This window comes from Bradyrhizobium sp. Mp27, from assembly GCF_029953005.1.
GTDB lineage: Bacteria > Pseudomonadota > Alphaproteobacteria > Rhizobiales > Xanthobacteraceae > Bradyrhizobium > Bradyrhizobium barranii.
Map to the genome: position 1 here is coordinate 1 of NZ_JASAUS010000149.1, position 18,023 is coordinate 18,023.

19 protein-coding genes and 2 pseudogenes are annotated in these 18,023 nt (G+C 62.3%); 12 read left to right on the top strand and 9 right to left on the bottom strand.

Features of this window, described 5'->3' with window-relative positions:
• Positions 1-379 precede the first annotated feature (379 nt).
• The 4 genes and pseudogenes from QJT78_RS41350 to QJT78_RS41365 all read right to left on the bottom strand — a co-directional run.
• Positions 380-517 (bottom strand): annotated as a pseudogene (locus tag QJT78_RS41350) (alpha/beta hydrolase); the annotation flags it as partial.
• Positions 518-607: 90 nt separating this feature from the next.
• Complete coding sequence (locus QJT78_RS41355; RefSeq protein ID WP_038944984.1) at positions 608-1,102, bottom strand: DUF302 domain-containing protein; 495 nt, start codon at positions 1,100-1,102, stop codon at positions 608-610.
• Positions 1,103-1,165: 63 nt separating this feature from the next.
• Positions 1,166-2,041 carry an alpha/beta hydrolase gene (locus tag QJT78_RS41360; RefSeq protein ID WP_028150932.1) on the bottom strand — a complete coding sequence of 292 codons (876 nt, stop codon included), beginning with the start codon at positions 2,039-2,041 and terminating at the stop codon, positions 1,166-1,168.
• A 75-nt stretch (positions 2,042-2,116) separates the two neighbouring features.
• Positions 2,117-2,887, bottom strand: a complete 771-nt coding sequence (locus tag QJT78_RS41365; protein WP_038944983.1) for an alpha/beta hydrolase — start codon at positions 2,885-2,887, stop codon at positions 2,117-2,119.
• Positions 2,888-3,103: 216 nt separating this feature from the next.
• On the opposite strand from QJT78_RS41365, the gene QJT78_RS41370 reads away from it, so the two are divergent.
• The 9 genes from QJT78_RS41370 to QJT78_RS41410 all read left to right on the top strand — a co-directional run bounded on the left by QJT78_RS41370 (position 3,104) and on the right by QJT78_RS41410 (position 11,086).
• Entirely contained in the window at positions 3,104-4,066 is a 963-nt protein-coding gene (locus QJT78_RS41370; RefSeq protein ID WP_038944982.1) for an AraC family transcriptional regulator, read from the top strand.
• 259 nt (positions 4,067-4,325) lie between these two features.
• Positions 4,326-4,622 (top strand): hypothetical protein, encoded by a 297-nt coding sequence (locus tag QJT78_RS41375; RefSeq protein ID WP_028150930.1) that lies wholly within the window; start codon positions 4,326-4,328, stop codon positions 4,620-4,622.
• 101 nt (positions 4,623-4,723) lie between these two features.
• Positions 4,724-7,009, top strand: a complete 2,286-nt coding sequence (locus QJT78_RS41380; RefSeq protein WP_038944981.1) for a hypothetical protein — start codon at positions 4,724-4,726, stop codon at positions 7,007-7,009.
• A 250-nt stretch (positions 7,010-7,259) separates the two neighbouring features.
• Positions 7,260-7,805 (top strand): HNH endonuclease, encoded by a 546-nt coding sequence (locus QJT78_RS41385; RefSeq protein WP_157790118.1) that lies wholly within the window; start codon positions 7,260-7,262, stop codon positions 7,803-7,805.
• Positions 7,806-7,854: 49 nt separating this feature from the next.
• On the top strand, positions 7,855-8,097 hold the full coding sequence (locus QJT78_RS41390; RefSeq protein ID WP_028150927.1) for a type II toxin-antitoxin system Phd/YefM family antitoxin: 243 nt from the start codon (positions 7,855-7,857) through the stop codon (positions 8,095-8,097).
• A 4-nt stretch (positions 8,098-8,101) separates the two neighbouring features.
• Positions 8,102-8,539: a type II toxin-antitoxin system VapC family toxin gene (locus QJT78_RS41395; RefSeq protein WP_028150926.1), complete on the top strand. Its 438-nt coding sequence runs from the start codon at positions 8,102-8,104 to the stop codon at positions 8,537-8,539.
• 90 nt (positions 8,540-8,629) lie between these two features.
• Positions 8,630-9,883 (top strand): serine hydrolase, encoded by a 1,254-nt coding sequence (locus tag QJT78_RS41400; protein WP_028150925.1) that lies wholly within the window; start codon positions 8,630-8,632, stop codon positions 9,881-9,883.
• Between the two features lie 178 nt (positions 9,884-10,061).
• On the top strand, positions 10,062-10,724 hold the full coding sequence (locus QJT78_RS41405) for an SRPBCC family protein (protein ID WP_028150924.1): 663 nt from the start codon (positions 10,062-10,064) through the stop codon (positions 10,722-10,724).
• The gene (locus QJT78_RS41410; protein ID WP_028150923.1) at positions 10,724-11,086 is read left to right on the top strand and encodes a metalloregulator ArsR/SmtB family transcription factor; all 363 of its coding nucleotides are present in this window, start codon (positions 10,724-10,726) and stop codon (positions 11,084-11,086) included. The genes QJT78_RS41405 and QJT78_RS41410 overlap by 1 nt, the downstream gene beginning before the upstream one ends.
• 127 nt (positions 11,087-11,213) lie before the next feature.
• On the opposite strand, the gene QJT78_RS41415 is transcribed toward QJT78_RS41410, so the two are convergent.
• Entirely contained in the window at positions 11,214-12,185 is a 972-nt protein-coding gene (locus QJT78_RS41415; RefSeq protein WP_028150922.1) for a LysR family transcriptional regulator, read from the bottom strand.
• A gap of 150 nt (positions 12,186-12,335) precedes the next feature.
• Here QJT78_RS41415 and QJT78_RS41420 point away from each other — a divergent pair, with 150 nt between their 5' ends.
• Together QJT78_RS41420 and QJT78_RS41425 are read left to right on the top strand one after the other, a co-directional pair.
• Positions 12,336-12,761 (top strand): hypothetical protein, encoded by a 426-nt coding sequence (locus tag QJT78_RS41420; protein WP_244433203.1) that lies wholly within the window; start codon positions 12,336-12,338, stop codon positions 12,759-12,761.
• A 162-nt stretch (positions 12,762-12,923) separates the two neighbouring features.
• The gene (locus tag QJT78_RS41425; protein ID WP_028150920.1) at positions 12,924-13,442 is read left to right on the top strand and encodes a hypothetical protein; all 519 of its coding nucleotides are present in this window, start codon (positions 12,924-12,926) and stop codon (positions 13,440-13,442) included.
• Positions 13,443-13,588: 146 nt separating this feature from the next.
• Here QJT78_RS41425 and QJT78_RS41430 read toward each other — a convergent pair whose 3' ends face one another.
• From QJT78_RS41430 to QJT78_RS41440, 3 genes are all read right to left on the bottom strand, one after another.
• Complete coding sequence (locus QJT78_RS41430) at positions 13,589-13,975, bottom strand: hypothetical protein (RefSeq protein WP_038944974.1); 387 nt, start codon at positions 13,973-13,975, stop codon at positions 13,589-13,591.
• A gap of 362 nt (positions 13,976-14,337) precedes the next feature.
• Positions 14,338-15,666 (bottom strand): H(+)/Cl(-) exchange transporter ClcA, encoded by a 1,329-nt coding sequence (clcA, locus tag QJT78_RS41435; protein WP_080586777.1) that lies wholly within the window; start codon positions 15,664-15,666, stop codon positions 14,338-14,340.
• Positions 15,667-15,967: 301 nt separating this feature from the next.
• Positions 15,968-16,231 (bottom strand): hypothetical protein, encoded by a 264-nt coding sequence (locus QJT78_RS41440; protein ID WP_028154480.1) that lies wholly within the window; start codon positions 16,229-16,231, stop codon positions 15,968-15,970.
• A 402-nt stretch (positions 16,232-16,633) separates the two neighbouring features.
• Between QJT78_RS41440 and QJT78_RS41445 the strand changes: the two genes are divergently transcribed.
• Positions 16,634-16,831, top strand: coding sequence for a DUF1127 domain-containing protein (locus QJT78_RS41445; RefSeq protein ID WP_049807955.1), 198 nt, complete (start codon positions 16,634-16,636; stop codon positions 16,829-16,831).
• 927 nt (positions 16,832-17,758) lie between these two features.
• Here the strand turns inward: QJT78_RS41445 and QJT78_RS41450 are convergent.
• Positions 17,759-18,023 (bottom strand): annotated as a pseudogene (locus QJT78_RS41450) (transglycosylase); the annotation flags it as partial.

Sequence of the window (18,023 nt, forward strand, 5' to 3'; positions counted from 1 at the left end):
CCGGCGGCTCTTCTTCGTCATCTTCGCTCCTGATTCGCAGCAAGAATCCTCGCCGCTGTCAGGCAGAAAATCCACTCAAGCTACTGTCCGAATTTGCGGGGCCAGCTCTTTGTTTCAAGCAATGAGCATTTGGGGGTGGTGCTTCGCCACATCCACCCACCTGCCGCATTGATTTCCTTGGTCGCCGCGATTTCATTTTCTTCCGAGCACCGGTGCTCAATTGTCGCACCTTCGGTGTGAGCGGCTCACAAACACGATTCCATCGCCCGCCGTTGACGCCGGTGCAGGCGGCCCTTCAGAATCTCGGAAGCGACCTCCCAATTGTCCTCTGCATAAACACAGGCTGCTCCCGACACCGACAGCGCCGGGAGCAGGTTCGTCACTTCGCGAGCGCTGCCTTTTCGATGACCTCGGCGACCTCGTTCGCATGGACCACGAGCGAGGCACGGCTGCCGGCGACTTCCGTCGTCTGAGCCTTCATCCTGGCCGCGAACAACTTCGGGGCCTCAAGCGCAATGCTTGGTCGCGACGGCTGTTTGTGATTCAAAGCTCGTTCCGCGACTGGTATGAGGTACCCACTTCCATCGGCCGAAGACGTCGAGGGCGCTCAGCTTGCACATTCGCGTAGCAAGGTTGTGATTTTCGTATCGAGATTTCGGGCAACGGTGAGGGCTTCCGAGCTGCCATAATGCAGCAAATAACTCTCCATTTTGTCGTAAGAGACATGCACGCCATCGGAACGCTCATCAATGAGCACCGTGACTGGAGCGTAGGATCCAGCATCGGGCACGTGCTTGACCATTTCTTTCATGATGAGTGGATTGCCGATCACAAGCCGTATGATTTTAGGCGTCTTAGATCCGGCTTCGCGACGCAGAATGTCGCCCAAGTCAAATTCCGCGAAGAGCATAAGGTCCGTTCGGCCGAGGCCGCTTCGTACAACGCGCTCCAAATCCGGGAAGGAATTTGTCGCCCTCGTTTCCTTGAAAAAGTCGACCATGTTGGGCTGCCCGACCGCCGACTTGAGGGCCGCCACAATAGTGTCGAACGGTTTTAAGCTCGTGAGGCTGAAGCGCTCCACTTCGATTTTAGCGATTGTCATTTTGTCCTCTGTAACAACTCTCATGGATAAAGTGCGCTTGACCCTGTCGGACCGCGCCTTGTGTCATGCGGCCGCGGGCTGGGCATCCAGGAAAGTCCGGACGTGGCTGACGAAGATGTCGTGGTGCTGAAACAGCGCGCCGTGCCCTGAATCGGGATAGAGGACCAACTGAGCGTTACTCAGTTCCCTAGACATTGCGTAAGCGTTGTTCGCAGGCAGCATGGTGTCGTGGCTGCCGCTGACCACAAGAACGGGCTGGCGGATAGCGCGCAGAATGGCGTGCCCGGGATCAGGTGTGGCGCACCAGGTGATCAGCGCCTTGGCCTGCGGATCGGTTACCGCGCTGCCGTTATCGGTGTCCCGATCATCCTTGCGCACTTTTGTCCTCTTCAAGAAGGCCAAGCCGGAAGACCGGCTGGCGGATGAATTCGTGAAGAACAGCGGCAGGCGAGGGTCCGGCGCATCGGTTTGGGAAAACGCTTCCTGCAGAACCGCCAACAGGTGTTCCTCTCCGCCTTTCGGCGCGGTACCGACGAGTATGAGCTTGCGGACCAGCTGTCCATGCTCGGCGGCGATCTGCTGAGCGACGCAGCCGCCGAGGGAGAAGCCAAGCAGGTCCACTTCGGAGAGGCCGAGCAAGTCGATGAAATCCACGGCGTCTCGAGCCATCGTCGCCACGTTGTCGGGCGTTTGACCGGTCGACCGGCCGACCCCTGCGTTGTCAAAGGCGATCACGGGGCGATCAGCGGCCAGAGCGTTGACGACGGCGGGATCCCATCCGTCGATGTTTCCCGAGAAGTGCTGCAGAAGAACCAGCGGAGTTCCAGTCGCGGGGCCGAGACGGCGATAGGCGAAGCGGATTCCGTGGCCTTCGATGTAACGGGTTGGCGCCGTTTCGAGTGTCGCGGCGTCCTGGCTCGCGATGTCGAGTTGAGTCATGTCGTACTCCGGATGCTTGGCATGAAATGATCGAGCGTGTGCGCTCCCGACACCGACGTGCCGGGAGCAGGTTCGTCACTTCGCGAGCGCGGCCTTTTCGATGACCTCGGCGACTTCCTTCGCATGGACCACGAGCGAGGCATGGCTGCCGGCGACTTCCGTCGCCTGAGCCTTCATCCTGGCTGCGAACAACTTCTGGACCTCGGGCGCGATGACTTTGTCCTTCGTGGTGATGACGTAGAACGTCAGCTTGTCGCGCCAGGCCGCAATGCTGACAGGCGCCTCGAACGCAGCGAGGCTCAGCGGAAGCTGCGAGTTGGCCAGATGCTCGGCGATCTCAGGAGGGAGGTCAGCCGCGACGGCTGACGGAAACACCTTGGGATCGATATACAGATTGCCCTTCGCGTCGGGATGGATCGCGTTGCCGCCTTCGGTCGGTGGGCCGGCTTTGGACAGCGACGCCAGGGATTGACCGACCTCCGGCGCGAAGGCGGAGACATAGACCAGCGCCGAGACCTTGGGATCGTTGCCGGCTTGCGTGATCACCACGCCGCCCCATGAATGGCCGACCAGAACGGTCCTGCCGTCCTGTTTCGCGAGCGCCTGCTTGGTGGCATCGACGTCAGCGGCGAGCGAAGTGAGCGGATTTTCCACGAGCGTGACGTTGTAGCCCTTCTTCGAGAGAATATCGGCAACGGGCTGCCAGCTTGTCTGGTCCACGAAAGCGCCGTGCACGAGCACGATGTTGTGGGCTGCTCCCTTGGGCAGCTCAGCGGAATGGGCGGGGCCGACCCATGCCGTTCCGGCCAGGAGTACGGTGGCGGCTGAGAGAAGGATATTTAGCATTGATTGTTCCTGTTGATATGTCGGACGGAATAAGGTCCGGGGGAATGGACAGGCGTTTCCTGCAAGGTCGCGGTTTCTTCCATCCGCCGTTGGCGAAATGGTTGCCGCACATGACGTCGGCCCGCCGCGACATGAACTAGTTCGCGGGCTTTCGGACGGTAGGGATCAATCGTCCGGATGTTGTGTCCGACCGTCCACCGGACTAACTTCGGCGGCATGGACATCCTCGCCCAGGTGCTCGATCGTGTTCGTCTCGGCGGGACGCTGCTGTTCCACTTCGAGCTCGGCCATCCCTGGAATCTGGCGCTGCCGGCGCGCCCCTACGCGCTGTTTCACTATCTCAGTCGGGGCTCCGCGACCCTCGCGCTCGAACTCGGACAGGAAATCCAGATGACCGAGGGCGATTTCGTCGTCATCACACGCGGCGAGCCCCATGTGTTTTATTCGGATCGCCGGGCCAAGCCTTTGCAGATCGTGGACCTCGATCGATCGTCGGCACGTCATGGCGTCGTTCGTCACGGCGGCCGTGCCAAGCCGCTCTCGACCATGATCTGCGGCAATTTCACCGTGTCGCGGCCCATGTTCGGCAGCGTGCTGGAATTACTTCCGCCCGTGCTTCTGCTGAAGCCGACGGCGGACGGTGGCTGGCTCGAAGCGATCCTGCGGCGCATGGTGAGTGAGTCCGCGCTGGAGCGTCCCGGCCAGCGCGTCGCGCTCTCGCGCCTGACGGAAGTGCTGTTTGTCGAGGTGCTCCGAAGCTGGATCGCGTCTCTCAGTCCCGGACAAGGCGGCTGGCTCGGGGCCATATCGGACCCGCATATCGGACCGGCGCTCAAATTGATCCACGAAAACCCGGAGCGGCCCTGGACCCTGAGCGACCTCGGCCATCGCGTGGGGCTCGGCCGCTCGGTATTCTCGGCCCGCTTCACCAAGCTCGTCGGCCAGTCGATGCATCGTTATGTGATCGAACGCCGGATGGCGGAAGCGGCGTTCCTGCTCGAGACCAGCGACGAGCCCATCGCACGGATCGCGAGCCAGGTCGGGTACGAGACAGCGGCGGCGTTTTCAAAACTCTTTCATCGACATCATGGCATGTCGCCCGGCCGCTACCGGACCGCTCAACGCCTTGATGGACACCAAGGTCAACCGCACGGTTCGGAAGTGAACGTCTCCGATTGAACGTGCGTCAGTCGCTCCGCCGCGCTTTCATCTCGCTCTCATCGCCGGTGCTCAATTGTCGCACCTTCGGTGTGAAGCATCTCACACGCACGCTTGCGTCAATGCTGCGATAGAGTACCTGTTGTGATTGAACGTGGTGAATTTAGTCGATTTGACACACCCGCCATCACATCAGCCTCAAATGAGCTGCACACGCCAGAACGGCATGTTGAAATAGCCTCCAATCGGCCGCTCGGCCGATGAGAGCTATGGAGACACTATGGCTGACAAACACGAACAGAGCATGGTTGGTACGTGGACCAAATCCACGTCGGCTGCGTGTGCGGACAAATATCCCGCCACACTCACATTCTCGACCGGCACCTACCGCGGCATGCGCGGACCAGGGCAGGGCATGGTGTGGTGGGACGCGGGAATCTACCGTCTCGAAGATTCCAACACACTCGTCGTCGGGACGGCGACTGATGAACTCGTGACCTATCGCATTTCACTCAAGGCCGACCGATTTGAGTTTACGGATTCAGAGGGCTGTGTCGTGACCTATCGGCGCGCGTAGGACTGCGCACGCCACAGCTGACCGAAATAACGCGGCTGTACCCGCGAACGAGCCCGATGCTCACGTCGATCGCCTCCATTTTTCAACGAGGAGAAGACGACATGTGCAATTGCTCAGAGCATGAATCGAGTGGCAGCCTTTCCAAGATGACCGCGGCATCGGTCGAGCCCGCGATGAAGCCGCAAGTTCCCCTGTCGCGCCAGATCAGCTTCAGCGACGAGGAGTCCGGCGATCAGCCGGCCTCAACCGATCTGCAGCCGCTTCCGCCGTTCAGGCTGTGCAGGCTCGACTTCCGCGAAGGCTGCTACCAGATCAACTTCAGGCCGACCGCGGGCTTCGTGACCTTCGAAGGTACGCTGCGCGTCGATCGCTCGGCGCCCGACGGCGGCGCCGACCATTTGATCGTCAGCGGCGATCTCTACTCGCGCCGGCCGGTGATCGGTCCGATCCCGCCGGTGGGGCCGGTGGTGCCGGTGGGCGATGCGGATGGAGACGAAGCAGCGGCGGACTCGGGACTGACGAGCCTGGCCGGTTCGCTGAGTGCGCTCGATGAACCCCTGATTCCGTTTCCGATCCGCCGGCCGCGGATCCCCATCTTCCCCCGCGCGCGCTATCATTCCTATCTCAGGGTGACCAGCGTGTCCGCGCCGGTCGCGGTCCCGTTGCCGAAGAAGTGCGAGCTGACGATTGTCGCCGAGCAGTTCAATTACACGCAACCGCCGGCCGGCCAGTTCAAGGGCACGTTCCCGGCTTCGCCGTCGCGCACCGTGACGATGAAGCTTTCAAAGGTGCCGGCGCCGTTTCCGTTCTCCCTGACCGGCGGTCCGTTCTACCAGGGCCGGCTGTTCGAGGGCGGCGTGGATAAGGGCAGCATCACGCTCGCCTGGGTGTCGAAATTCTTCCGCCGCGCGACGCTCGAGATCGACACGCTGGTCGGAGCCGTCCGGCCCGCGCCGGTGCCTGACGGTGCCGGTGGCACCGAGTTCTTCGACACGGTCTTTGCGAAGACCGGCTGGCAGCTGTCGGTGGTGCAGGACCAGCTCAACGTCCCGGTGCCATCAGGCGTGGTGGCGACCAATTGCTGGAGCTCGGCGGATCTGCACGCACTGATGACGACCGTGCGCAATCCCGCGACGAATCTGGACACCGAATGGCGCGTGCACATGATCGTGGTGCCCGCAAAACTCGGCTGCTCGCGCGGCATCATGTACGACCAGATCGGCGTACCCCGCGAAGGCTGCGCCAGCTTCTCCGATGACGGCTATCCCGTCTCGGACTCCTCGAACTTCGGTCTCGCCGCCAACAAGAAGCAGCGCGACGTGCCGCGCGCGTTCCTGCGCAGCGCGACCCACGAACTGACGCATACGCTGAACCAGATCCACCAGGAGCAGGAGACGGCGGCCGACAACTCGATCATGACCACGACGCCGAGCGTGGCGGACGTGCTCGGCGGTCCCGCCACCGGCGCACCCGGCGTGTTCCCGGACCAGATCGCGCTCGCGCACAACACCAACGTCCGCCATCACCTCAACCACATGCCGGATCCGGTCATTCGTCCAGGCGGATGGCCGTTCGCAAGCTGGTTCCCGACCGGTGCGCCGCAAGCCGCCGACCGGCACGACTTCGAACCTTCCGAGCTGGCGCTGACGGTGACCGCTACGACCGACCGCGTCGCGCTCGGCCAGCCGCTGGATCTGACCTGGACGATGACGAACACCAGCGGCGTGTCGCTGCGCGCGCCGAACGACGTCAGCACCGAGGCCCTGTTCGCATCGATCACCGTCACCGACGGCGAGGGGCACGAACGTCCGGTCAGGCCCTTCGTGATCCTGTGCGAGCACGCGAAGCTGGGCGAGCTTGAGCCCGGCAAGAGCGTCACGGCGTCAGCCAAGGTGTTCTGGAGCACGGCGGGCTTCGCCTTCGAGAAGCCGGGCCGCTATCGCGTCGACGTCGCGGTGTCGTGGTCGGCGCAGGGCGTGATGGTGGGCGTGCAGTCGGGGATCGACGTGTTCGTCGACTATCCGACCAGCGCGAGCGACAACCATTCGGCCAATCTCGTGCTGCATCCCGAGGTCGGCAAATGGGTGGCGCTCGGCGGCGATGCCTATCACCTCGGCGAAGCGTGCCGGCGGTTGCAGGCGCTCAGCCAGACCGCAGTGCCGTCAGGCGCGCGCGCCGCAACGGCTGCGGCCGGCGACGATACGACCGCGCCGCGCGCGATCGACGGTTTTGCCGACATGCTGCCGGACCGCGCCAAGCTCGCGAGATTGCGTCCCGAACTGTCCGCGGAGACCGGCGGCCGTACGCCACGCGGACCGGGGCGAGCGGCCGCGCCAGGGCGCAAACGCGCGGCGAAGGCGAAGGGGCGCACGGGGCGAAAGCGGTAGCTCGGTTCGCAAAGGTTGAGTGAAGATTGGCGCCATCAGCGACGGCCGCAGCTGCGTCCAAACCGTAAGCCTGCGCGCCGTCGCCGTCAGTATGATTTCGAGCCAAATCGACCGAGTCGTTCGGCGCCTGGCGGAGGATTGTCATGGGAAGATTGCGATACGACGACCAACTTCCGTCAAGGGCCCAGATATTCGAGTTTTGGAAGGATCGCATTGCAGGATTGGTGCGATGGATTGATTGGAGTGCGCCTTGTTGTTGGGCCTGCAGATTTCATTACGGTTCAAATACGACGTGAAACGTCCCGACGCTGGCTGGGACGAAATTCTGCGATGCTGGAACCGTATCCCTCTTCAGCGCTGTCACGTCGTGGGGCGCTCACTTGGAGGTCGCGACGACGTCTCAAACCTGTTTTTGTTGTGCCGCGAATGTCACGATCGCATGCCGAATACAAACCTTCCTGAAATATTCTACGAGTGGGCGCGGGCTCAGAACTGGTCCAGAAGAGAAGACGCCAAAATACTGGATGCGATGGAAGCGTTCAGAGTTGAGGAGGTGATTTTACCCGATTTGGAACAGGTGCTGGACTCGGAGGACTACAAGGCCTGGTCGGAAGGTAGGAGAGGCCTGCACCGGCCCCAGTCAAACTATGCGTCTATTTCGTCACGTTTGACGCCTGCGACGACATTAGGGCTGGCTATCTATTATCTTCGTACCATCGGGGGCGGTCCATGCAAGCAAGGAAGCAAACGCCGGGCTGGAAGGCGCTCCAAGGCGACTACGGTCAAGCTGTCTTGAAATTTGGCTTGTTTCCTATTATGACTACAGTAGTCATATAGGTGGACCCATGCGCGAAATTCAGCTTCGTGATGCCAAAGCCAATCTCTCGGCGGTCGTTGATGAAGCTGTAGGCGGCAAGCCAGCAGTGATTACGCGGCATGGGAAGAAGCAGGCGGTTGTGTTGAGCTATCAGGAGTGGCGGCGACTGTCGCAGGTTCCGAGCTTCGGGCGCCTGCTGATGGCGACCCCTGCGCAAGCGGAGGATCTGCCGTCGCGCAATCGAGCCAAACTACGCAAGGCCGGCCTCTGACACCATGTATCTCGTCGACACCAATGTGCTGTCGGCGGCCTCGCCGAACCGACCGGCGCCTCCGGCGCTGGTTGAATGGATGGATAGGCAATCTGCTTCCTTGTTTCTGTCCGTCGTGACGATTGCGGAGGTCGAGGACGGGATAGCCAAGCTGCGACGTGAAAAGGCCACGCGCAGGGGCAGAGACCTTGCTCAATGGTTGGAGGCCGTGCTGCATCTCTACGGGGATCGCGTTTTGGGGTTCGATACGCCGACGGCGCGGATCGCGGGGCAACTTTCAGACAGGGCACGCGGGCGAGGGCATGCGCCTGGACTTGCCGATATCATCATTGCCGCCACCGCCCGCCAGCACGGACTGACGATCCTGTCGCGCAACGCCAGGCACTTTGCGCCTCTGGGCGTATCCGTGCTCGACCCTATTAGAGACTTGCCGCGGTCCTGATCTGCGCGCAGGTGCCCAGCACAAACGCTGGATGTCCGCCGTTTCATCTGATGCTACGACATCGGCCCCGCCTGTCCGGAGCCAGTGTTCATGTCTACCGTCGTTGCCAATCCGCCCGCGACCGCCGCCGAGACCGACCCCGAAGCTCTCGGCTGGATGAAGGGCTTCCCGCCATCTCCCGACCGCACCATCACCTTCCAGAACGGCTCGTTCCGCAATTTCCCCGAATTGCGCTGGGCCTGGAGCAACGTCCGCCAGCTGGTGCCGACGGTGAATGTCTGGCGCGGGGCGGGGCCTGCGTCCGTGTTGCCGCGGGAAGACCACGACATTGGCGCGGTTGCCTCGATCACCATGGACGGCCGCCCCATGACGTTCGCGAAGATGCTGGAGGAGACTTATACCGACGGCATCGCGGTGCTGCATCGGGGCAAGCTGATCTATGAGCGCTATTTCGGCGCGCTGAAGCCGCACAAGCCGCATATCGCGATGTCGGTGACGAAATCCTTCACCGGCGTGCTGGCCGGCATTCTGGTCACCGAGGGCAAGATCGATCCGCAGGCACAGGTCACGGATTATGTGCCGGAGCTGAGGGCCAGCGCGTTCGGCGATGCGCGCGTACACGAGGTCATGGATATGACCACGGGCCTCGAATACACCGAAGTCTACACCGACAAGAACTCCCACGTGTGGGGCCTGCGGCGTGCCAACGGCATGGCGCCGATTCCGCCTGACTATGACGGTGCGACCAATATCTTCGATTTCCTCGTCGCGCAGAAGAAGCAGGGCGAGCACGGCAAGGCCTTTGCCTACAAGACCGTCAACACCGACGTGCTGGCCTGGATCTGCCGGCGCGCCAGCGGCATGACATTGTCAGACCTTCTCTCCGAGTGCATCTGGACGCCGATGGGCGCGGAGGAGGACGCGCATTATCACGTCGATCGCATCGGCACCGAGAGCGGCGGTGGCGGCCTCTCGACCACGTTGCGGGATCTCGCCCGCTTCGGCGAGACCATGCGCAACCACGGCCGCTTCAACGGCCGCCAGATCGTGCCGTCACAGGTGGTCGAGGACATCGCGCGCGGCGGCGATCCCGAGAAGTTCAAGCCGGCCGGCTACACGACGCTGCCCGGCGCGTCCTATCGCAATCAATGGTGGGTCACGCACAACGCCCACGGCGCCTATATGGCGCGCGGCGTTCACGGCCAGGGCATCTACGTCGATCCCAAGGCCGAGATGGTGATCGCGCGCTACGCATCGCACCCCGTAGCGGGCAACGCCGCCAACGACCCCGTGACACTGCCGGCCTATATGGCGCTGGCGAAGCAGCTGATGGCCGGCGGGTAGGGCGTGCGACCGGGCCTCTTTGTAGCCCGGATGGAGCGCAGCGCAATCCGGGGCACACTGACCGCGTCGCGCAACTGCCTGCGCTCCACACAGCGGCACGGCTTCACTAATATAAGAGTTGACTTATATTAGTGAAGGCCGATACTCGCCATTGCGCGAAACGATACGGAGGGATGCAATGGAAATCGACGTCGCCAGGGTCTTGGGGCTTGTCACGCGTTCGGTGAAGAATTTCGAGAAGGATGGAAAAGCAGCCAGCACGGTGACGCTGACGCGGCTTTACGAGACCAGTGTCGACGATCTCTGGGACGCAGTGACCAGCCGGCAACGCATTCCGCGCTGGTTCCTGCCCGTCGAGGGAGACCTCCAGCTGGGCGGAAGGTACCAGCTGAAGGGGAACGCGGGCGGCACCATCACGGCATGTACGCCGCCGACGCATTTTGCAGCGACGTGGGAATTCGGCGGCGGGATGAGCTGGATTGACGTCAAGCTGGCAGCAGAACGAGAGCAGGCGCGTCTGACGCTGGAGCACACCGCAATTATCGAGGACCATTGGAATCAGTTCGGTCCTGGTGCGGTGGGTATCGGTTGGGATCTCGCCATCGCGGGATTGGAGCGATATGTTGCGACCGGCGCATCGGTCGACCACGAGACGGCCGAGGCTTGGATGGGCTCTCCTGCCGGCAAGGAATTCATGACGACAAGCGGTGAATATTGGTGCGCGGCGCATGTCGCAAGCGGGGTCGATCCTGATACGGCAAAGCAGCGCTCCGACCGCACCATCGCCTTCTATCGCGGCGAGATGCCGCCTGACGTCGCACATCCGGGCACAGGAAGCTGATGCACGTCTTCGAGGTCCTCGCCGATCCCGTGCGCCGTCGCATCCTCGAGCTGCTCGCCCCGGGGGAGATGGCGTCCGGTGAAGTCGTTGAAGCGATCGGGGCCGAGTTCGGGATCACGCAGGCGGCGGTGTCGCAGCATCTCAAGGTGCTGCGCGAGAGCGGCTTTGCGACGGTTCGGGCGGAGGCGCAAAGACGGCTCTATTCGGTCGACGGTGCGGGGCTTCGGTCGGTGGATGCGTGGATCGGTCAGTTCCGCAATTTCTGGCAGCCGAAGCTGGACGCGCTGGCGACGGAGATCGCGCGCGGCAAACGGGAGCGTCGTCACGCGCCGATGACCAAACGGAGCGGGAAGAGGGCGTGAGCTTCATGATGTAGGATGGGTAGAGCGAAGCGAAACCCATCAATACCGCGCGTCGAACCCGATGGGTTTCGCTTCGCTCTACCCATCCTACGCACTCATCCTCCCGGCGCCATCCGTGCTTTCGATATCAGCGCATTTTCGTCCCGCGCGTTCGCTTGTCATCAACGTGAACGCGCGTTTTGCCGGCAGCAACCTGACGGCCCTTCACGTGATCGATGAAGGCTCTCAGTTTCGGCATCGTTTGATGACGGCTCGGATAGTAGAGAAATACGCCCGGCGCCATTGGCGCGAAAGACTTCAGGACCTGTACGAGCTTTCCCGTCTTCACCAGGCTGGTGGCGATCGGTGCGGGCACTTGCGCAAGTCCCATGCCTTCCACGGCGGCGCCGAGCATCGTGGGAAAGTCGTGGGCAATCAGCGGCCCCGAGACGATCGCTTCGACTGTCTTGTTGCCATCGACAAGAGACCAGGGTGCGATCGATCCGTTGCTGCGGCGAATGCGCAAGCAAGCGTGCCGACGCAGGTCGTCGATACGCTCGGGCCGCCCGTGCCGGCTTAGATAGTCGGGGCTGCCGACGACCACGAACGGGAAAGGGGGCGTCAGCCGGACCGCGACCATGTCGGCGGCGATGAACTGGCCCATCCGGACGCCGGCATCAAACCCCTTGGCCGCGAGGTCGACCAATTCCTCGCCGGCGGCGATCTCCACCTCGACCTCGGGATAGGCCTGGCAGAAGGATGCGATCAGCGGCTCCAGCAGGATCGGTACCACCGCGCGCGGCACGGTGAGGCGTAACAGTCCAGTCGGCCGCTGCCCAAGATCGCGCGCAACCTCGCTTGCGGCGACGAGCTCCTCGAAAGCTGGCTTTGCGCGCGAGAGGAACCGCGCGCCGGCCTCGGTCAGGCCGACACTGCGTGTCGTGCGTATGAACAGAGCTGCGCCGACACGCGCCTCGAGCGCGCGGACCGCCTGGCTGATGGCCGATGGCGTGACCCCGAGCTCCGCGGCTGCCCGGCGGAAACTGCGGTACTGGGCGACGCGCAGGAACGCTTCCACCCCATCGAGCGCGCCTTGTCTGACTGTGAAGTTCTGCTTCATAGCCCATCAACATTATCCCGAATAGTCGCTCGCGCCAATCGATCGTATGTCTCGCTCGCAGATCGGAAGCATCGCTGATGGCGGACATCTGCGACGTCAGCGCGATCTCAGAGAACAAAGGGGACCGCCGTGCTCCGGAAAACGAGACCGATGAAAGTCATCCGTAAATTTGTCGTCATCCTCACCCTAACCCTGATGGGAGCGACTTCCATGACTGATCCATCCGTTGCCCAAACACAGGCCATCTCGCAGGCCATGTCGCCCACAACCACCGGGGTGATGGTCATCCTGACCGTGAAGGCGGGTGTCACGCGCGAGCAGGTCATGGCCGTCATGCCCGCTGAAATCCAGCAGACGGTGCAGCTCTATCTCAATGGGAAAATTCGCGAGTGGTATTCGCGTGGCGATGGGCGCGGAGCGGTCTTCCTCGTCGATGCCAGGGATGTCGCCGGGGCGCAGGCGATCATGGAGGATCTCCCGTTGGCCAAGCAAGACCTGATGGACCACGAGTACATCGCAATAGGTCCGCTTTTGCCGCTCCGCCTGCTCATGGCCAATCCCGAGCGCCGGCAATAAGGGCGAGACCCTGATGGAGGACGGCCGATGACCACCGATGCTGCTCCCGCTGCGATCGTCCCGCCGCTTCGGGCCCCGCATAGCCTGCTTTGGCCCGTCCCATTCACGGCAGTATGGACCTGGTTGCTCTATGCGTTAATCGCGATCTGATTGGAGGCCAAGATGACGACAGAAACACTCTTCCAGATACATCTTGTCCTCGGTTATGTCGCGTGGCTGCTTTGCTTCGGCACGTATGTCTGGCCCTGGCTCAGGTCGATGGACGGGCGCGACGCGCACCGTGCCATCGCCACTCTGCACAGCTTCCGCTTCTTCGGGCTCGTCTTCATCCTTCCCGGCATCGTGAGCCCGGACCTGCCGGCTGGCTTCGCCACGTTCGCCGCCTGGGGCGACTTCGTGACCGGGGTGCTGGCCATGCTGGCGCTTCTCACGGTGAGGATACGCACGCTCTTCTGGCTGTTCGTCGTCGCCTTCAATCTCGCGGGCACGGTCGACCTCGTCGTCGACTACTATGACGCCATCCAGGTCGGCCTTCCCGCGCATGCGGAGTGGCTTGGCTCAACCTACGCGATCCCGATCATCTACGTGCCGCTGCTGATGATCACGCACGTCACCGCATTCTATTTTCTGGCACGCCCTCGGGTCGGCGCCGATGCCGCGGCACTGGCCGGCGCGGGCTGAGACGAACCGCTAAAGTAGTCGTACCTCCGATAGAGGCCTCGCCCTCTCTACCAATCGGCGGCTGCCTCGAGCAGCCGTTGGCGCATGAAGGCAACGCGCGGCCGTTTGCGTTCCGGTCGGCGTATGAACGGTGGGGATTGAGCCGATCAGGTCACGCAACGGCCGGGCTGCAGAAGCCTTGCGACTTCCGTGAGCGCGCTGACCACAGGCTCGCAGGCAAGTGTCGGCTTACGGCTCTGATTCCGCAGCAGCGTCGGCGGCTTGGTGGGGCGGGCCTGCGCAGACGGAATACGCAGCAAGACCGAGGTATCCGCGAGATCGTTCAAGCGCAGCGAAACCGTTTTCGTCGGAACCGCGAAAGGCTTGCGGTCGGTAAGATTATCTGCCTTGCCGGCGCGATTGACGATGTGGCTTGACTGTTCGGAGACCGCCTGCCAGCGGTTTACGAGGTCGTGACCTGAAGCGTACTGCACTGCACCGAGCGTCAACGCGGTCGCGACAGCGCCTAGAAGAGCTTTGCGAATCTGTGACATGGCTTCGCTCCTCGCCCCATGGCGATTGTCGTTCCTTACACAGCGCCCCCTCGGCCCATCGCTTCCTGTGGTCGCCTTCTAATGGCCGGTGGTTTCACCATGGCTTCGTGAACGCCGGAAAATGGTTTCATCCCGGCAGGTTTTGTTTCGTCGCATTGAGGGAGGTCTTGGTTCCCGCCAGCGCACAGCGGTTACGTCCGCGTTGGGTCCACAAGCCGACATCTGAGAAAAGACCACAAAGCGTCCGCCAGGGGCCCACAAGCGGAAATGAAACGCTGCTCAAGAACAGAATTTCCGATGGGGAAGTCGAACGCCCAAAATGTTGCAACGCATCGGCGTCGTTGGGGTGGGTGACACCGATCTCATCTCTGTCTGATTTGCCGCTCCAAGCGCAGCGTATGCTCACGCAGGGAATCGTAAATCGGCGCATTACCCAGCAGCATGGGCAGCAGCATCGCCATGAAGCAAGCTCCCAGCATCGGCAGTAGCATCGTCACGTTACCGGTCATTTCAGCGACGAGAACGATGCCGGTCACCGGCGCGCGCACAACGCCGGTGAAGAGAGCGGCCATGCCCACCAATGCAAATGCTTCCGGCTGGATAGAGAGCGCCGGGAATGCAAGACGGCAAGCCATCCCGAACAGCAGCCCAGACTGGGCTCCCAGCACGAGCAAGGGTGCGAACAGCCCGCCGGGCGTGCCGGCCGCGTATGAGAGAGCGCCGAGTCCGAATCGGATCAGGAATGCGCCCCCCAGGATCCCCACACGCTCGTGGCCGGTCAGCGCCCGCTGCGTGATCTGATCTCCGCCACCGACCAGTTCGGGCGCGAACCAAGCCAACATGCCGACGCTTGCGCCAATCAATCCGGCGCGGAACTCGATCGGCAGCCCTCCAAATCGGTCGCGAAACGCGATGGTCGCGAGCAGGGTACGATTGTATGCGACGGCCAACAGGCCCGCGATACCACCGAGAGCAAGGAAGAGCGGGGCGGACTCCGCGCTGGGATAGCTCAGCGGCGCGACCTGGAAGTCGGGCGCGTCGCCGAGAAGCAGCCTTGCGACCGGGATCGCCGTCGCCAGCGCTGCAAGGGCGGCGACGGCAACACGGTGTTCGAACTTCTGCACCAGTTCCTCCAGAACGAACACGAGCCCGGCAATCGGCGCATTGAAGGCCGTTGCAAGGCCGGCGCCGGCGCCGGCCGCCAGAAGCACTCGCGAGTCCGCCCAACAGAGCCGGCAGACGCGCGCAGCGAAAGCCGCGATACCGGCGCCCATCTGGACGGTCGGCCCCTCGCGGCCCAGCGCCAGCCCGGAGCCGATCGCCAGTATTCCGCCGAAGAACTTCACTGGCACCAGGCCAAACGGAGCCGGTGGGATCTCTTCGCGCAGAACAGCTTCGACATGCGGAATGCCGCTGCCCGAAGCGTGTGGTGAGAATTGCCGCACCATCCACGCGGCAACCAGGGTCGCGACAGCGCACGCGCCGACGACAGTCAAGAACCCCCAGATTGCGTGGCCATGGGCCCAGACGATCATCGTATCGCGCAGACGATCGGCATGCGCGAGCAAAAGCCGGAAGATCGCCCCAACGCATCCAGTCGCCGCTCCTATGATGAGCGCCATCGCCGCGAGCCCCAACAGGCTGCGACGTTCGTCTGCGACTTGTCGGTCGTCGTCAGGGTTATGGTCCACGGCTGGTCGATGATCCCGAGGCCTTCGCAAGGGATAATCTTTGCCAAAATCACTGGCGAATGTCCCGGAAAAGAATGCTTCCAACTTGACCGAACAACTGCCTCTCGACCGATATGCTAGGGACCTCACCGCACGTCCCAACGATAAGGTACGCCGAACCAAGGCCCCGCTTTGGGTCACAGGCTGACTTCGACAGCCTGCTTGACCTGGTTCGCTTATCTCCTGAAAGCAGACATTGCAGCCCTCTGAGCAGAGGTCAGCCACGGGCCAAAAACAGACAATCGAAACAGCCGCGACCTGATCAGCCGCAGATGCGCACGCGGCGTTCGCGCCAGCCATGCCCGTCCCAGAAGCGCTGGGTTATCCAGTGGCAGGGCGGGATCGGCTCTCCAACCGGGGCATCGACATAGCCCGACCAGTACGGATAGCCGCCGGGTCCGGGATAAGTGCGCGGATACGGATTGCCGCCGGGGCCGTAATCATAGCGCGGACCAGCATAAGCGGGCGAGGCTGCTGAAACGGCCAAGGTCGCGACGGCAGCGAGAGCCAACAACGTCTTCCTCATAGTGATACCTTTCCAACGCTGCGAAGGCTGCAAGACGATCGCCGAGCAATGCAGCGTCAGCGTCGACAAGCTGAAATGTCAAGGAGGGTGATCTCAGCAAGGCTATTGTCTGGCGACCTCCTCGGATGTCGCCTTCGGGTCAAAATGCGAAGAACTCAGAGTGAGCAAAGTCAGTCCGCTCTACCCCACCAAGCGGACCTCAATGAAAGGTGTCGTCACTTCGCTGATGGGCCATCATCGGACTTCCCAAGAACAAAGTGATTGCCAGCCGAAGCCGGGGCATCTCCGTTCCTCGGGCCAGAGATGCTACCTGCTGCTGACAGTATGCTGTCAGTAGCACAGCGATACAGTCCTCCCGAACTTATAGGGGGAGATAAAGCTGTGAAGTTTGCTTCAACACGCCTGATCTCCGCTGATATCAAGGCTCTCGTCAACCTCTACGAGGTTTGGGCCAGCGTTGGCGCGACCCTTCATCTCTGGCGGCAGCGTTATCGCGATCGCCGGGAGCTCGCACGCTGGACCGAGCCTGACCTGCACGATATCGGCGTCTCCCGGAGCGACATCGCGCACCAACTCGAAAAGCCGTTTTGGCGGGCCTAGCGACGGCAGCCGCGCCGATACCGGGTTAAGAGGATTCGAGGTTTAGCCGCCCCCATAAGGTGCTGCCTGCACGTTCCCGAACCTGTTGAAGTTGTTCTCCGGATTATACCCGGAGTCGCGCAGGTTCTTGATGTACAGGTCGCGGTCGTTGGAATTACCTGGGCCCACAGCATATGGGCTCAGCCCCCTTGACCCCTCGCTCGACGACGGCGCAGGCGACGCGCGGCCATGATGGGTCCTCTGTGCGGCCAAAGCGCCAGAAGTAGAAATTGCGAGAATAGCAACGATGACAAGAATGCTTTTGGCCATAGATCAGCTCTTCGATAATCCACGGGACTGGCATGACCGGCACTCATCGGCCATGGTCGAGGGATGATTGACATACCGTACCAGGGGCTCGCCCTGGCACGCGTTCGACCTGCGCCCTTCCGCCCAAGCAGGCGGCGCAAGCGCGGCAATCGCCAGTAGTCTGGTCTTTTCGTGGCTGGCGGTTTCTGATCAATATACGATGGGGACGACCGCTCTGTCTGGCAACACGAGGTCCTTCAAACTAGCGCGAGGACCGGTCGAGCCTAAGCCCAATGCCTGCGCGGCGAACGGGTGGTCCGGTCTGGGTCAAAATCCGAAAAGCTCAGCGTGAGCAAATCTAGTCCGCTCCGACCCATCAAGCTGACCTCAAAGCGAAGGCTAGCCACTTCGCTGATGGGCCATCAGCCGACGTGATTGCCTGTGAATACTCTAGGAGTCCGGACCGCCGAGCGGCACTGATCGAGGTGTTGGGTCAATCCGGCCGCCGGAGCCGAACAACCACCCAGTCTCCAATCGGAACGCAAACCTACGCGGCGCCGGAAACTAGATTGCCGACACAGCTCCTCGACGAAACGAATCTGGACCCAGAAGTGTGCGTGTGGGCAGTCGCCAGCTGTTCTATCTCGAGCGTTCGGCCGCCGCAGTTAGCACAGGATAGCGGGCATAGAGGGTGTCGACGCGGTCCCGCCACATCGCCACGAACGCACCCGAGGTGAGACTATCGACCGACTTCCATTCGCGTTTGACCGCAGGCAGCGTGTTGCCCCAGATCGCGCGCTTGCACCATCGCTCGCCCTTCGCCGAGCCCTCCCGGGTTGCGCACATCGACTTCCAGGCAATCCGCTGCGGACGACTGATGTGTTGGGCGGCTCCTTCCCAGCCC